Origin of the sequence: Paenibacillus sp. PK1-4R (assembly GCF_030369595.1) — a bacterium.
Lineage (GTDB): Bacteria > Bacillota > Bacilli > Paenibacillales > Paenibacillaceae > Paenibacillus.
On sequence record NZ_CP126535.1, the window covers coordinates 3646738 to 3661800 of the forward strand.

Consider the following 15063-nt stretch of genomic DNA (forward strand, 5'->3'; position numbering starts at 1 on the left):
ACGTACATTATGAATTGGAGGAACACATGTTGACTATTTCAGAGAGACTATATCAGGCAGCACAGCCTGTGTGGAAGGAATGTCTTGAGCATCCCTTTGTTAAAGGAATCGGAGATGGTTCCTTACCGGTCGAACAATTTCGTTATTATTTGCTGCAAGACTACTTGTACCTGTTCGATTATGCCCGCGTATTTGCACTAGGTATCGTCAAGTCGCACGACCCCAAATTGATGCAGTTTTTTAGTGAAAACGTAGATAACATCCTGAATGGTGAAATGAAAATTCATCGTTCTTATATGGAGCGATTAGGAATTACAGAGGATCATGTTTTCCAGGTAAAACCTGCCCTGAAAAATGCAGCCTATACTAACTATATGCTCTCTGTTTCCCATGCGGGTGGCATAGCAGAAGTACTTGTATCCATTCTGGCCTGCTCATGGAGCTATGCAGAGATTGGTCAAGTCCTTGCCCAAAAGCCAGGTGCAGCTGAGCATCCTTTTTACGGAGAGTGGATCACAGGATATGCTTCCTCTGAATACAACAGCAACAATCAATCCCTAGTGACGTTAACGGATAAGCTATTAGAAGGCTGTAGCGAGGGAACGTACCAACGGATGGAAGATATTTTCGTGATGTGCAGTCGCTTTGAACTTGATTTTTGGGAGATGTCATGGAGGCTGGAGTCTTGAGTTCACTGGTAAAGTAGAGAGCAGCTAATCAAGGTGAGTACAGAATAATCAGAACATGTTAGCCCAAAAATACATGATTAAACATTTGAACAACATGCCCTGATATAATAAGAAAATAGCAACTATCTATTTTCTGGAGGTGAGGCTATTGAAAACAATCGAAGTAGGATTCTTACATGCACGGCTCTATGCAAAGCCAGTGAAGGATATGGCAATGCTTTGCATAGAGTCTGGGAATAATCACATTGCCAACGACGAATCGTAATATTCCACTAACTGGCTTTGCACCTTATTGATCTATTAAATAAGGAGTGAGGCCCATGAAATATTCAAAAGCCGAGTCTATTTTTCCAGAAGAATTGTTACGTATCATTCAGGAATACGTTCAAGGGGAATTGGTTTATATCCCAAAACCCAAAGAGGCGCACCTGAAATGGGGCGAGAAAACAGAGAGCAAGAGCAGGGTCTCTGCTCGAAATGCTGAGATTAAATCCTTATTCCGCAATGGAGTCAGGATAGAGGAGTTGGAGGATCGGTATTTCTTGTCCTGCGAAAGCATAAAGAAAATAGTCTATACAAAAAACTAATCAAGAAACTAATGAAATCCGCTAACTCGTCGTATCGACGGTTTAGCGGATTTCGTGCAAAGATGACTTAAGTCATCTTATACATAGTAACCGCACCTCTAAATCGATAGACTCAAGTTAAGGTTGTTGTGATAAAGGACGGCCGGACCATACAAAGAGGGGTAACGAATGAACGAAATCATAAAAAAGAAGCTGCTGGACAAAAATGAACTGCTCATTAACATGGTGATTGAACGCGTAAAAAGAGATTTTCTAGATGATATCGCCATTATTGGGCTTACTGGTTCATTTAGCACCGAGGACTTTCACGAGAAGAGCGATCTTGATTTAATTATCATTAATAATACAGAAAAGGGATGGGAATTATCTGACTGCTTCATCTTGGACGATGTTGGGTATGACATCTATTGCACGCCATGGGATTCAAGAATACAAGAGCAATCCACCTTGGAGAGTCCCAACGTATCGAGCCTAACCGACCTGAAAATACTCTACTATGCAAAGCCTGAGGATTTGGAGAAATTGAACAACTTCCAGCAAAAAGCTCTTGATGCACTTGCGAATCCGATAGGAGAAGTGTGTCTTAATCGAGCAAATAAATGGATTGATCTGGCTAAGCAAGCATACAGCGATACGATGCTTGGTGAAGATATCGGTTCAGTGCGATATGCATCTGCTGGCGTTCTGTACAATCTCGTCAATGCCTTGGTGAGTATGAATAACACGTGTATCAAACGAGGGATCAAGCGATATTTGGAAGAGATACGCTCGTTTCGCTATGTTCCAGATGATCTCGAATCCTTATACATGTCAATCATCGAAGCTCATACCATTGAAGATATTCGAATAACATCTTTTAATATGTTGAATAGCGTTACGCGGTTACATAGCACGATGTGTGATAACTTCATTGTTAAACCGGCTCCGACCTTTGATAATCTTGGAGGAACATACGAAGAACTGTGGTGCAACTACCGTAATAAAATTTTGAACAGTGTTACAACGAACGATGCTTCCTACGTCTTTCTTTCAGCCTTTGGAGCACATGAGTATCTTGATGAAATGGCCATGGAGAAAGGAACCAAGAAATATGATCTTATGCAGTACTTTGATGCAAGTAATTTACCAGTTATGAAAGAGAAGCTCCTTGAAGTGATGAATGATTATCTAGAAGAGTATGATAAGGTCGGCAGAAAAGTCGAACATTTTACAACCTTCGAGCAACTATATACCCATTATATGAATCATTGACCTTACGTTCCAGGTAGTAATAAGTCCGGGAATTGAACACAAGGAAAAAACCCTTTTACAATCATTGTCAGTACGTTATAATACAATCACCAGGTAGATTACCCAACAAAAAAGTGAAATATTGTAATATCTAGTCACACCCGGCTCATCATAGTTCTTTGAGCCGCATAACACAACATAATAGATACCGGAGGTATGGTTATGGTCAAGAAGAAAATTTCCACAGCCCTCAGCGCAGCTTTAATCGTTTCTATGCTGGCTACTGGCCTAATAGTCACTATCCAAGGTAACACAACGTTAGAGGTAGCGAAGTCAGCAGGGGATAAAAAGGTTGAAGTTGTTAAAGCATAAGCGAGCCGTTAATTTATTTTGAACATGTTAAGAGACAAGAGCATATTCCTATTGAAGTCGCTATTTTAGCGGCTTTTTTTGTTTTATCGGTAATATTAGGTTTAATACTAACGATATTTTGCTGAACAAGTAAAGAGAAGTTTAGATACAACCTTTTTTTACATTTGTAAACCAATGGGTTTGAAATAATAAAGAAATGATTAGATCAACTTAACTAAAAAATTGTTATTTTCTATAATCAGTTATAAATTGTGCAAATGTAAACTAAAAAGGATTTATATATAAAAAATAGTGTTCATTTATACAAAAATACTTTGACAAATGAAAACAGGTGGCTTATTTTGTTAATAAGGAATGCATATTACTTTTTTTAGATCTTAAATAGCCTTAAGGGAGCGTGAATAAAATTAAAAAAGTACATCTATCAGGTGAAAATAATATCAGCAAAGATCCAGAAAACTTTATTTATAAAAATGAATACCGACCGCAAATACATTATTCCCCTAAGGGCAATTGGATTAACGATCCTAACGGAATGGTTTATTACGAAGGAGAGTATCACCTTTTCTACCAATATACTCCCCATGATACGCAGCCTGACTTCGGCAGAATGCATTGGGGGCATGCAGTAAGTAATGATTTAGTACATTGGGATGAACTTCCACCAGCCATCTCACCTGGGGAAGATGGAGCGATCTTTTCGGGAAGTGCGGTAGTCGACAAGAACAATACAAGCGGATTCTTCAACGAAGCAGGATCAGGATTGGTTGCAATTTATACTAATAATGGTAACAACGCTCAACCCGGTAAACCGCAGGTTCAAAGCATCGCTTACAGTAAGGACAATGGTCGAACCTGGACAAAGTATGAAGGTAACCCTGTTTTATTCCCCACGGAGACGCTAGACTTTCGAGACCCAAAGGTATTCTGGCATGAAGAATCTTCAAACTGGGTAATGGTTCTTGCTGTTAGCGACCGTGTAGAATTTTACACATCTTCGAATCTTAAGGATTGGTCTTTTGCAAGCGGTTTCGGTTCTGATATTCCGGGCATCCATCGTGGAATATTTGAATGTCCTGATGTTTTTAAACTCCAAGTGGATGAGGACCCTAATACCACTAAATGGATTCTGACACTAAGTGTCGGAGATAGAAATGGCGTAAATCTAAACGATTCAGAACCACCCGCAGGCGGTTCTGGCATGATGTATTTTATAGGTCACTTTGATGGTAAGGTTTTTACACTAGATGAAACATCGGAATCATTCGATACAATCCAATGGATAGATTACGGATCTGACTTTTACGCGGCCGTGACCTGGGATGGTATACCGAATGAGGATGGGCGAAAGATTTGGGTCGGCTGGATGAATAATTGGCGTTATGCTTCCACTCTTCCTTCTAAAGAATGGCGTGGCCATATGTCCATCCCACGAGAGATTCAGCTCAGGACGTATTCGGAAGGACTTCGCTTAATTCAAGCACCCATAAGTGAGTTAAATCAACTTAGAAGATCAATTCTGTCTCTACAAGACATTACGATTAAACCAGATATGAACGTTTTGTCTGATGTTTCTGCTACAAAGATGGAAATTATTGCGGAATTCGAAATCGGTAATGCAATAGAATTTGGGGTCAAGGTGCGAAAGTCTTCCTCTTCCAACCAGGAGACAGTCATCGGATATAATGTCTTGAATGAGGAGTTGTTTGTCGATCGAACGAAGTCAAACGCTGTTGATTTCCATCCCGATTTTGCTACAAAACACAAGGCCCCTATGAAGCCAGAGCATAGACGGATACAGTTGAGCATCTATGTTGATTGGTCAAGTGTAGAGATCTTTGGCAACAATGGGACAACTATCATTTCAGACACGATTTTCCCCGACTTGGGAAGTAGAGGGCTGGAACTCTATGCCATTGGCGGAGAACTAAAGGTCGTGTCGCTTCAAATCAATGATCTCGTAAGCATTTGGGAGAATCAGAGTGTTTAGAATTTAGTAATGGCTTGATTCCCCTTAATGGTTACTGCGCGGTTTTGGGCAACCAAACTGAACTGGTTGTCCAAAACCAATTAAATTTGAACCAACTTCACAATATTATTAGAAAAGAGGGTATGGAATGAAAGATAAATCTAAATTCGCAATATATCTTCTGATGGCAACGGGATTAACTCTGACTTCAAACGGGATTTTTACATCTAAATCATTTGCGGCTAGTGCTGTACTTGCTGATCAGGAAACAAATAAACAGGTAAAGGAGGAGCTTGATATTTTTGAAAGCGCATCCAAATCAAATACCAATCTGATAGGCTGGCAAGTGAAAGGAAAAGGTGGATTAGAGGATACTTCAGAAGGAATCTTGCTGACTTCACAGCCTAAAGAAAATGTAATGGCCATCTCAGAGACAGTGTCCGATGATTTTATCTATGAAGCTGATGTCATGATCAGGGATACGAAGGCGGATGCAACATTGTTGTTTCGATCTAATGAGGATGGATTTAGCTCGTACATGCTGCAAATCGTTCCGGAAGCAGGTCTGATTCGGTTAAGAGATGCAAAAAATGGAGATGGGAAATTAAAGGAGGAGCGTAAAGTTTCTGTTGAAATGGGGCAAATCTATCATCTCAAAGTGAAGGCAGTGGGTTCCTCGCTAAAAGTATATTGGGGCAATCAATATAAACCATTAATTGATGTTCAAGACATTTCGTATCAAAGCGGAAAGCTTGGACTCCATGTATGGGATGGATCCGCCTTGTTTTCGAACATCGTGGTGAGCGATCTGAAAGGTAATTTGGGGACGGTGCTTTCTAGCAAGGGAAAATGGCAGCCTGATATCAACGGCAAAAGAGGGACGGTAGAACAGGGGAGCAAAGCACAGCAAATCTATAATAAAAATGCGACTGATATGGTGTATGAAGGGAATATTACCCTTCGTCCTGATTCTATTGTAGCTCTAGCATTTCGATCTTCAACCGATGGAGCTGAAGGATATGAAGCTACTCTTACGAAGGAAGGAGATCAGGTCCGTGTAAGTTTGACGAATACAAAAGGAACAGTAATTGCAAGTTCGCAACGTACTTATCCGAGTCAGATGGGAGCCAAACATCATGTGGAAATCAAGGCAAAGGGAGATCGAATTCAGGTCTTCCTGGACGGATACACTACGGCCGCGATTGACGTGAAAGATTCAACCTACAGGAGTGGAAGTACCGGAATCGTCGTAAAAAAGGGGACGGCTTACTTTCAGGATACTTATGTGACGGAACTGAGCCAATATTACAATGAGATATATCGTCCACAATATCACTACACGCCAATACGTGGTTCAGCGAGTGATCCGAATGGACTTGTCTACTTTGAAGGAGAATATCATCTCTTCCATCAGGATGGAGGAACATGGGCGCATGCGGTAAGTAAAGATATGCTGAACTGGAAACGGCTTCCGATTGCACTTCCCTGGAATAATCACGGACATGTCTGGTCTGGGTCGGCTGTTGCGGATATGACAAATGCATCTGGTTTATTCGGAGATTCAGGAGGCAAGGGCCTTATTGCATACTATACTTCCTTTAATCCGGATAGCCCGAATGGGAACCAGCGTATAGGTCTAGCTTACAGTAAAGACCAAGGTCGTACTTGGGAGTATTCGAAGGAGCGCCCGATTGTGATCGAGAACCCAGGTAAGAGCGGAAATGAAGCTGGGAATTGGGATTTCCGCGATCCGAAAGTAATCCGTGATGATGAGAATAACCGATGGGTTATGGTTGTGTCCGGAGGAGATCATATTCGTTTCTATACTTCAACGAATTTACTTGACTGGACATTGACAGATAATTGGGGATATGGGGATTACGTCCGCGGAGGAGTATGGGAATGCCCTGATTTGTTCCAGCTTCCGGTAGACGGAACGTCACAGAAAAAGTGGGTTATGATGATCAGTACAGGAGCGAATCCCAAAACAGGCGGATCAGATGCCGAGTATTTTATCGGTCATTTAACAGCTGATGGTAAATTCGTGAACGATAATCCGGCAGGTAAGGTGTTAAGAACAGATTTTGGTAAAGAATTTTACGCTTCGATGTCTTTCACTAACATGCCTGATCATCGCACAGTGATGATGGCGTGGATGACGAATTGGGACTATCCGTTCGCTTTCCCAACGTCCAATTGGAAAGGTGAACTAACCATTCCGAGAGAAGTATCATTGGTAACAACCAAAGATGGAATTCGGATGGTGCAAAGTCCAATCAAAGAATTGGAATCACTGCGTAAACCTTTGTATTCTGCTTCTAACAAGTCGGTGAGCCCTTCTTCCGGGAATCTGTTAAAAGGTATTATTTCAGGTGCTTACGAAATTGAAGCTGAAATTGAAATCCCTGAAACCAGCACAGTGACCGAGTTTGGCTTTAACATTCGTGAGGGTGCAAATCAGAAGACGGTCGTGGGTTATAAGGCAAGTGATAGTCATATGTTTGTGGACCGAACTGCATCCGGTGAAACGGATTTTTCTAACCTTTTCAGTAAGAAACATGAAGCACCTACGCAGATGGAGAATAATCGGATCAAGATGCGTATTCTTGTGGATGAGTCTTCTGTTGAAGCCTTTGGTAACAATGGCAAAGTCGTCTTTTCAGATGTAATATTTCCGGATCCTGCTAGTAGAGCGATGAGTTTTTACGTGAAAGGTGGGAATGTGAATGTTGTTTCCTTGAAAGTGCATCAACTTCAATCTGTCTGGAATGCGGACATTCCTTCAAAAGCTCAAATAAAGATGGATACGAGCGTTCGGGAACTGGGGGTAGGCGAGTCGGATACACTGCAAGCGATGGTCGAGTATGGACCAGGTTTAGGCGTTCAACCGCTTAAGTGGAATTCCAGTAATAACGACGTAATCGCCATAGACTTGGTAGACAATTCACATGCAGTTATTAAGGCAAAAAAAGAAGGGGAGTCCACAGTCACTGTATCTACTCCGAATGGTAAAGCTTCCAGTAGTGTGCTCATTAAAGTCTCAGGTGGCGAGTTCCGGACAAACCTGAGTGGATGGACTAAAGATCTGTCTGCTGCTTCATGGTTAGTTAGTGAACATGGGATTCGTGGTAAATATTTTAGCGATGCGAATTATATTGCCAAAGAGAAGGCTGGGAATTTTACGTATGAAGCAGACATGAAGCTTGGTGAAACAGGAGGGGCAGGTTCTATTTTGTTTAGGGCTAGCGAAGATGGTCGCAGTGGTTATTATCTGAATCTAGACCCTAACATGAAGGCCATTCGTCTGTTCTATAAAATCAATGGAGCATTTGAAGAACGGCAGGTTCTTGCAAAAGTACCAACGTTCATTCAGCCAGGTCATACGTATAAGGTGAAAATAGAAGCGAATGGTCCGCATATTGTCGTTCACGTGGACAGCCAAAAAGTCATAGATATCATGGATGGGACTTTTGCAGAAGGCCACTTTGGACTGAATGTATTTGGCGGCTCCGCATCTTATCAGAACGTCAATGTCAGCAACGGTGAAGCTGCAAACCTCACCAAGTCCAGCCTTGTAAATGCCGCAACGCAGAAATCCATTTACACAGCTAACCTTGTCAACGGAGAGCCGGTTACCTTGCATGATGCAAGTGCAGCTTCCATCCAGAAGTGGGTATTTGTTCCGACAGGTGACGAAGCAGGTTCGTATTCAATTCGTACTACGGCCGGTCAGACACTTGATCTGGATATAGGGCAAAACAAACTTCAGCTGTATCATTACTTAGGGTACAACAACCAGCGTTGGGTCCTTCACGAGAACAAAGACGGATCCGTTCATATTACTTCAGCTCATCATCAAAAAGCATTAGAAGTATCGGAAGATGGGACCGAACTTTTCCTAAGTGAACTGAATCCATCACTTGATCGACAAAAATGGATATTAGTAAAATAATCAAAGTTTATTCCATGATGGCGTATCTCATAGATATTCCAATAAAGAAGTGTCGCGGGACAGGACCATTGTTCTATTCAAGTCGCTATTATAGCGACTTTTTTCTTTTAACGAGAGGAATCAATCATATATTATATTTTTTCCTTCTTCACTTAGTTTTCTCAAAGATGTAATCATGTGATTAATCTCTTCTTCAGAGTGTCTTTCCCATGAAGCTAATTCAGCTACTATTTTAAGTGGCGATTTAGATCGATATGAACGTGTTGGATTTCCAGGAAACTTTTTATCAGTTACGTTAGGATCACTTTCAAAATCTCCTAATGGTTCTACAATGTAAATTCTTTCTTTTGCATTAGATCTTGCCAATTCAGCACCCCATTTGGCAGCATTTAATGTTGCAGTAAAGTATATATGGTTCGAATTTTTTTCTTGGTAATTTGATAAAAATTGTGGTTCTAATAAATCACCAATTTGCAGTTCTGCTTTTGTACCATGAAAAAAAGGACCTTGATCTATGATCACTTTTTTGTCATCCATACTGATCCACCTCTTTTTTAGTTTTGTATTTAGCAGTATAGTGTAGGAATTTCAAAAAAAACAGTCTATAAAAAAATAAAAAATAACAGTATAATTTAAGTAGAGAGAACGATGCTGAATCCAATAACCCATGTTTAAGAAGGCAGCCGATCAGCGTGATCGGCTGCTTTTGTTTAACTAACGAGCAGATTAAAAGATAATCCGTTCAAGGCAGGTCTCTGTCCTGGATTATAAAGTAATGTTGTAATGTCAGAGAATATAGTTGATAAGCATTATCATTCATGATATATTGTTAACCAGTAAACTAAATATAAGAATTTATTTAGAATAACTCTATTTTTAAAATAATATTTTTGTTTACAAGTAAATAAGGAGCGATCAAAGAATGATCTCAAAAGATCGAACAAAACAGTTGCTTTATGACCAATTTATTCGTTTTTTACATGTATATGAGAACCACAAGGATACTGAAATCGAGCATTTCCTAAGTATCGCCCAGCGAGAAAGCATCGAGAAAATCCCTCAGCATTTGACCGCGGTTCATATGATAGATTGCATAGGCAAGCATGAGCCAATTAACAACACGGGTATTGCCGAGGCAATGAATTTGTCCAAAGCAAGTATCACCAAAATTGGCAACAAACTGCTGGAGGAAGGATTCGTCAAACGTACGAAAATGAACGACAACAAAAAGGAGAGCTATTTCCGGTTGTCACCGCAAGGCAAAAAGATCTTTGAACTGCATGAACGTCTGCATATACATGAGGCTGAGCGCTTCTATCGTACTCTCGACAAATATTCGGAAACGGAGCTAAAAGTAATCCATCAATTTCTTCAAGACAGCAGTATAAATATTGAATCCAGATAGAACGAAGGAGAGTGAAGCATATGAGTCTGGCGGAATTGATCAGGGAGCGCAGGAGTATTCGTAAATGTAACTCTACGCCGGTGGACCAGGATTTAATTGTAGCATTACTGCGTAAGGCTATAAGGCTTCAACCATCTGTTGAGTCTGGCTCATGGCGTGTAGTATATGCCGGAACTCCAGAAGCACGCAAACGGTTGGTGGACTGCATGCTGGAACAGATGTCACAAAGCAAGCTCGGCAAGCTCATTCCAGGGAAACTTCTGGATGTTTTTAAAAAGAGATTTACCGATATTCCTGCCCACGTCATTGTTATGTCGACTGTAGGATCGAATCGTCTGACCAATGACCGTAATTATGCGGCTGCCTGCGGGGTGATGCAGAGCTTCCAACTGCTGGGCTGGGAACGAGGGTTAGGAATGTTGTGGGATACAGAGTCCATGATTCAGCATGAAGGGTTCTTCAATGGAATTGGCTTACGTGAGGATGAAAGATTTGTTGGTATTCTTCATATAGGGTATTACGACAAAGCGCCAAGAAGTCGGAAAAGGACACCAGCCGAGCAGAAGTGGACCGTATTGCGAGGACAATCTACATAGAAGAGGAGGATAACAATATGAAATTGTCAGATTTGGAAGGAGACATGGACGGACCGAGTGAGTTTTTGGATCAACCGGTATCGCAGGATCTAATCCTTGAGTTGCTCAATCATGCCGTATGGGCGCCAAATGATGGCCTCCGAGAGCCGTGGCGATTTATCTTTGTTGATAACCAGTATGGGGACTTCATGCAGGGATTACAGAACCAGGCCCCTGCGTATCTTCTGGTCTTGGCGAAGGAAGAGGCGGATCAATATAAGCGGGAAGAGGACTTTGCAGCTGTCTGCTGCCTAATTCAGAATTTCCGCTTGCTGGCTCATGAGCAAAGTCTGGGTGTGCGTTGTACCTTGCATGACTGGATGTACGACCCGAGCCGTACTGAAATGTTTGGTGTACTAAGTAACGAGCGCATTGCTGCGGTTCTGGAATTGGGATACGGTACGAATCAGTGGAAAGGAAATACGAAGTTACCTGAGACTCAACTTCATTTTGAACTGCTGTAGGGTGGCGATCAATTTTTATTGCACCAAAACATCATAACTGATTGAGCTTGCTTTCAGGCTCCTCACCATTTTCTACACGTTTTATATTCTTTATAAAGAAATCATATCTTGTTTTATGAAATTTCCGACCATCAGGCATTCCCGCTGTATGGGGAGTAAGTATCACATTACCCAGATTCCGGAGCTCACTATCAATAGGAAGCGGTTCAGATTCAAACACATCCAGGCATGCGCCTGAAATATCCCCGTTTTTTAATGCATCAATTAAGTCTCTTTCGTTGATAATGCCGCCGCGGGCTGTATTGATAAAAAGAGAGGTGTTTTTCATTTTTTTGAATGCCGTTTTGTTGATCAGCTGTTTGGTTTGCTCATTCAAGGGTACATGTACACTGACTATATCCGATGTGCTTACAAGAGTATCGAAATCCGTCATTTTCACAAAACCGTCCGATTGTACAGTGGCATTTCTCGCATACGCCAGCACATGCATATCAAAAACCCTGCAAAACGCAGCAACTTTTTTTCCAATAGCACCCAAACCGATAATCCCAATCGTTTTGCCCTTTAATTCACTCCCTGTATAGTCCAATTGATTTTCATCCATCTTGTTTTTCATGAAAGTATCAAGAAACGGTATGTTTTTATAATAAGACAATATCAGTGCCATTACGTGCTCGGCCACTGCCTGTGCATTCACCCCTGCAGCATTGGCCACCCAAATGCCGAGCTGTGTACAGGCAGGGACATCCACATTATCAAATCCTGCACCCGTCTGTACCAATTTTAATTTTTTTGCGTTAGAAAGCAGGCTGTGGTCCACTTTAATATGTTCAGGAATGATTACCTGGCAATCTTCAATATGATGCAGCATTTCTTTTCCGGGCGGAACAATTACAACGTTCCAGTCTTGCGGAAAACACCTTGCAATATTTGATTTTGAGGTCTCGCTAAAATAGCCAACGATGAGAATCTTCATTGCTAAACCACCTTTCATAAGCTACCATTCTTCGAATAAAACCGTTTGATGCTCGTCATTGTATCCTTTTAATTCAATTTTATCAAGAAAATCTCATCAAGTTCTATTGAACCGGAATGGAAAAGAATCTAGATAAACAATATACTAGCTATATAGTTTTTTTGTTGAGGTGAATATCAAATGGATGAAATCGATGAGTCAAAACAAATTGTATTACAAATCGGCGGTGCATTAAAAAAGTATAGAAAAGAAAAAAATATGACCTTAGACGACTTATCAGAATTAACGGGCGTAAGCAAGCTTACTCTGGGGAATATCGAACGTGGCGAGACAAATCCAACTTTAGCAATTATATGGAAAATTTCAAAAGGAATATCCTTACCGCTATTGGCTTTGTTCACATCAGAGAAACCTGTTAGTTTGTATCGAGCAGGGGAGGGATTGCGGTTTTCTAATGATGAAAAAAATTGGATCATTGAACCCGTCTTTAAAAGCAACGATATTGAAATGTGTCGGGCATACTTACAGCCTAATAGCTCGTATTACCCTGAAGGTCATCATGTGAATACAACTGAAATTGCGACAGTAATGACGGGTTCCATTGAGTTACAAGTCAATGGAGAGATTCACACATTGAATCAATATGATACGATCAGTTTTCGTGCAGATTATCCTCACGCTTATACCAATCATACGAATAGCGAAACAGTGCTCCATATATCCTTAAAGTATGGCTTCTAAAAGCCGAAAATCCACTTATTAAATACAACTCCGAATTCCATGACGGGAATTCAGAGTTGTATTTTTTTAATCAATTTTAGTATGTTATAAAATAATTATTGTTTATAAAAGTATATTATACTATACTTTTATTATTCGCGCGGATGTTATAGCAAAGTTTTTCAGCCAACAAGAAGCAAATATTAGACTTAAGAATCAGGAAGGAGAAATGAAGAATGCCGAATAAACAAAATAATAAATTCGTGCCATCCTCTGTAGCGCTGATCATTCTCGGCATTATTGTTATTGCAGCTAATTTACGTACTCCCTTAACCTCAGTTGGTCCTTTAGTGGGTTTTATAAGGGATGACGTTCATATTTCAAATACATTAGCAGGCCTGATCACAACGGTACCCTTGCTTGCCTTTGCTTTATTATCGCCTCTTGTACCAAAATTAGGACGGAGGTATGGGGTTGAGCGTATCATTTTGATTGCCCTAATCTTTTTGACTGTTGGTATTGTAATACGATCTTTGTCTGGCGCAGTTAATCTGTTTATTGGAACAGCAGTTCTTGGATTCGCCATTGCCATATGTAATGTATTATTGCCAAGTATAATCAAAAGGGATTTCCCAAATAAAATTGGCTCCATGACAGGAGTTTACTCCATTTCGATGAATTTATGTGGAGCAATCGCATCGGGAATCAGTGTACCGCTAGCCATGAACGCAGGGCTAAAATGGCAGGGAGCATTGGGAGTATGGGGGATTCTAAGCTTTGTATCGATCCTCTGTTGGTTACCCCAATTAAGAAATCAAACGAAACAAACAGCCAAGACAAGTCAACAAATGGTCAGTAATGATGTGAATGTATGGCGATCCCCGCTTGCCTGGCAAGTAACCTTGTTCATGGGTATACAGTCTATGGTTTTCTATGTATTGATCGCATGGTTGCCTGAAATTTTAAAGCAGCAAGGAATTGACTCCAACCAATCTGGATGGTACCTCTCGATCATGCAGTTAGCGATGCTTCCATTTACCTTTATTGTTCCTGTTATTGCTGGGCGTATGTCTAACCAACGTTTGTTAGTGGTCATCACAACCATTTTGCTTTTGACGGGGACGCTCGGACTTCTTTACGGAAGTTCTAATGTCATTCTGTTGTGGATCGTCATACTCGGAATTGGTGGAGGCTTCGCCTTTAGTTTGGCTATGATGTTTTTCGGGTTACGCACTGAAAATGCGCATCAAGCAGCGGAACTATCTGGCATGGCCCAATCGATCGGATATCTTCTTGCCGCAATCGGTCCAGCCCTTATAGGATATCTGCACGATGCAACAAATAGTTGGAACCTGCCACTTTTCATTCTACTTGGGGCTTCCGTGTTACTCTTTATAGTTGGTATCGGAGCAGCAAGTAATCGTGTTGTAGGTAGTCGAAATGGTTACGAATTGCCACGGAAAGGGTGATAACTATGTTTGACAAAATTATGGTGGCCATTGATAAATCTGAAATAACGAACAAACTCCTTGATGCAACCGTTGAAATAGCCCAAAATAAACAAACTCAAGTTACCTTGGTTAATGTCAGCCAGGATTATGTGTCAAATGGCATGACGTATGTACCAGAGAATTTTTTGGAAGACATACTGAACGAAATGGAGAAAGAGAGTTTGGAACAGTTGCATCAAGCGAAATCTAAATTAAAGTCTGCGGGGATTAACCCGGAAACTGTTCATCTTAAGGGAGATCCTGCGCATGAACTATTGAATTATGCAAGGGATACCGAGCAGCAACTTATTATTATCGGAAGCCGTGGGCTAAGGGGCATTAAAGAAATGATGCTTGGAAGTGTCAGCCACAAGGTTTCACAGCTATCAAGTTGCCCAGTCCTCATTGTACATTAACTCCTCCAGGAACTGGGGAACGTTTGTAGTATGAATCAAACAGCGGCATTCCAGGATATTAGTGTCCTACAATGCCGCTGTTTCTATATTCCTATAGTTGCTCACATGCTGACGCTAAAGATGAAAAACCATATTCTATAATAACGCAAAAAAAAACG

14 protein-coding genes are annotated in these 15063 nt (G+C 40.9%); 12 read left to right on the top strand and 2 right to left on the bottom strand.

The genetic code is table 11. The annotated features are described in order from the left end of the window. The first annotated feature begins 26 nt into the window (after positions 1-26). The 6 genes from tenA (at position 27) to QNO02_RS15795 (ending at position 8799) form a co-directional block, all read left to right on the top strand. Positions 27-689: a thiaminase II gene (tenA, locus tag QNO02_RS15770; protein ID WP_289389240.1), complete on the top strand. Its 663-nt coding sequence runs from the start codon at positions 27-29 to the stop codon at positions 687-689. A 320-nt stretch (positions 690-1009) separates the two neighbouring features. Beyond that, positions 1010-1276, top strand: coding sequence for a CD3324 family protein (locus QNO02_RS15775; protein WP_282321276.1), 267 nt, complete (start codon positions 1010-1012; stop codon positions 1274-1276). Between the two features lie 168 nt (positions 1277-1444). Next, positions 1445-2527: a nucleotidyltransferase domain-containing protein gene (locus QNO02_RS15780; protein WP_289389243.1), complete on the top strand. Its 1083-nt coding sequence runs from the start codon at positions 1445-1447 to the stop codon at positions 2525-2527. Between the two features lie 201 nt (positions 2528-2728). Next, the gene (locus QNO02_RS15785; RefSeq protein ID WP_164783315.1) at positions 2729-2878 is read left to right on the top strand and encodes a hypothetical protein; all 150 of its coding nucleotides are present in this window, start codon (positions 2729-2731) and stop codon (positions 2876-2878) included. Positions 2879-3275: 397 nt separating this feature from the next. Then, positions 3276-4868: a glycoside hydrolase family 32 protein gene (locus QNO02_RS15790; RefSeq protein ID WP_289389245.1), complete on the top strand. Its 1593-nt coding sequence runs from the start codon at positions 3276-3278 to the stop codon at positions 4866-4868. A gap of 127 nt (positions 4869-4995) precedes the next feature. Beyond that, complete coding sequence (locus QNO02_RS15795) at positions 4996-8799, top strand: GH32 C-terminal domain-containing protein (RefSeq protein WP_289389246.1); 3804 nt, start codon at positions 4996-4998, stop codon at positions 8797-8799. 120 nt (positions 8800-8919) lie between these two features. On the opposite strand, the gene arr is transcribed toward QNO02_RS15795, so the two are convergent. Next, positions 8920-9336, bottom strand: a complete 417-nt coding sequence (arr, locus tag QNO02_RS15800) for an NAD(+)--rifampin ADP-ribosyltransferase (protein ID WP_127549338.1) — start codon at positions 9334-9336, stop codon at positions 8920-8922. A gap of 385 nt (positions 9337-9721) precedes the next feature. Here arr and QNO02_RS15805 point away from each other — a divergent pair, with 385 nt between their 5' ends. From QNO02_RS15805 to QNO02_RS15815, 3 genes are read left to right on the top strand one after another with little or no spacing between them, the layout of a single operon-like run. Next, positions 9722-10204 carry a MarR family transcriptional regulator gene (locus tag QNO02_RS15805; RefSeq protein ID WP_017688279.1) on the top strand — a complete coding sequence of 161 codons (483 nt, stop codon included), beginning with the start codon at positions 9722-9724 and terminating at the stop codon, positions 10202-10204. Between the two features lie 20 nt (positions 10205-10224). Next, positions 10225-10800 (top strand): nitroreductase family protein, encoded by a 576-nt coding sequence (locus QNO02_RS15810; protein WP_289389249.1) that lies wholly within the window; start codon positions 10225-10227, stop codon positions 10798-10800. Positions 10801-10817: 17 nt separating this feature from the next. Beyond that, positions 10818-11303, top strand: a complete 486-nt coding sequence (locus tag QNO02_RS15815) for a nitroreductase family protein (RefSeq protein WP_289389250.1) — start codon at positions 10818-10820, stop codon at positions 11301-11303. 31 nt (positions 11304-11334) lie between these two features. Here the strand turns inward: QNO02_RS15815 and QNO02_RS15820 are convergent, their stop codons facing one another. Further along, positions 11335-12279, bottom strand: coding sequence for an NAD(P)-dependent oxidoreductase (locus tag QNO02_RS15820; RefSeq protein WP_289389251.1), 945 nt, complete (start codon positions 12277-12279; stop codon positions 11335-11337). Positions 12280-12459: 180 nt separating this feature from the next. Between QNO02_RS15820 and QNO02_RS15825 the strand changes: the two genes are divergently transcribed. The 3 genes from QNO02_RS15825 (at position 12460) to QNO02_RS15835 (ending at position 14905) form a co-directional block, all read left to right on the top strand. Continuing rightward, positions 12460-13020 carry a helix-turn-helix domain-containing protein gene (locus tag QNO02_RS15825; RefSeq protein ID WP_289389252.1) on the top strand — a complete coding sequence of 187 codons (561 nt, stop codon included), beginning with the start codon at positions 12460-12462 and terminating at the stop codon, positions 13018-13020. Between the two features lie 215 nt (positions 13021-13235). Then, positions 13236-14468: a CynX/NimT family MFS transporter gene (locus tag QNO02_RS15830; protein WP_091029955.1), complete on the top strand. Its 1233-nt coding sequence runs from the start codon at positions 13236-13238 to the stop codon at positions 14466-14468. 5 nt (positions 14469-14473) lie between these two features. Beyond that, a complete protein-coding gene (locus QNO02_RS15835) occupies positions 14474-14905 on the top strand; it encodes a universal stress protein (RefSeq protein ID WP_091029952.1) in 432 nt (143 codons plus the stop codon). Positions 14906-15063 lie beyond the last annotated feature (158 nt).

What these genes read in the sequence shown, in the direction of transcription:
- tenA (WP_289389240.1), top strand. Translation starts at nt 27, where the DNA reads ATGTTGACTATTTCAGAGAGACTATATCAGGCAGCACAGCCTGTGTGG.
- QNO02_RS15775 (WP_282321276.1), top strand. Translation starts at nt 1,010, where the DNA reads ATGAAATATTCAAAAGCCGAGTCTATTTTTCCAGAAGAATTGTTACGT.
- QNO02_RS15780 (WP_289389243.1), top strand. Translation starts at nt 1,445, where the DNA reads ATGAACGAAATCATAAAAAAGAAGCTGCTGGACAAAAATGAACTGCTC.
- QNO02_RS15785 (WP_164783315.1), top strand. Translation starts at nt 2,729, where the DNA reads ATGGTCAAGAAGAAAATTTCCACAGCCCTCAGCGCAGCTTTAATCGTT.
- QNO02_RS15795 (WP_289389246.1), top strand. Translation starts at nt 4,996, where the DNA reads ATGAAAGATAAATCTAAATTCGCAATATATCTTCTGATGGCAACGGGA.
- arr (WP_127549338.1), bottom strand. Translation starts at nt 9,336, where the DNA reads ATGGATGACAAAAAAGTGATCATAGATCAAGGTCCTTTTTTTCATGGT.
- QNO02_RS15805 (WP_017688279.1), top strand. Translation starts at nt 9,722, where the DNA reads ATGATCTCAAAAGATCGAACAAAACAGTTGCTTTATGACCAATTTATT.
- QNO02_RS15810 (WP_289389249.1), top strand. Translation starts at nt 10,225, where the DNA reads ATGAGTCTGGCGGAATTGATCAGGGAGCGCAGGAGTATTCGTAAATGT.
- QNO02_RS15815 (WP_289389250.1), top strand. Translation starts at nt 10,818, where the DNA reads ATGAAATTGTCAGATTTGGAAGGAGACATGGACGGACCGAGTGAGTTT.
- QNO02_RS15820 (WP_289389251.1), bottom strand. Translation starts at nt 12,279, where the DNA reads ATGAAGATTCTCATCGTTGGCTATTTTAGCGAGACCTCAAAATCAAAT.
- QNO02_RS15825 (WP_289389252.1), top strand. Translation starts at nt 12,460, where the DNA reads ATGGATGAAATCGATGAGTCAAAACAAATTGTATTACAAATCGGCGGT.
- QNO02_RS15830 (WP_091029955.1), top strand. Translation starts at nt 13,236, where the DNA reads ATGCCGAATAAACAAAATAATAAATTCGTGCCATCCTCTGTAGCGCTG.
- QNO02_RS15835 (WP_091029952.1), top strand. Translation starts at nt 14,474, where the DNA reads ATGTTTGACAAAATTATGGTGGCCATTGATAAATCTGAAATAACGAAC.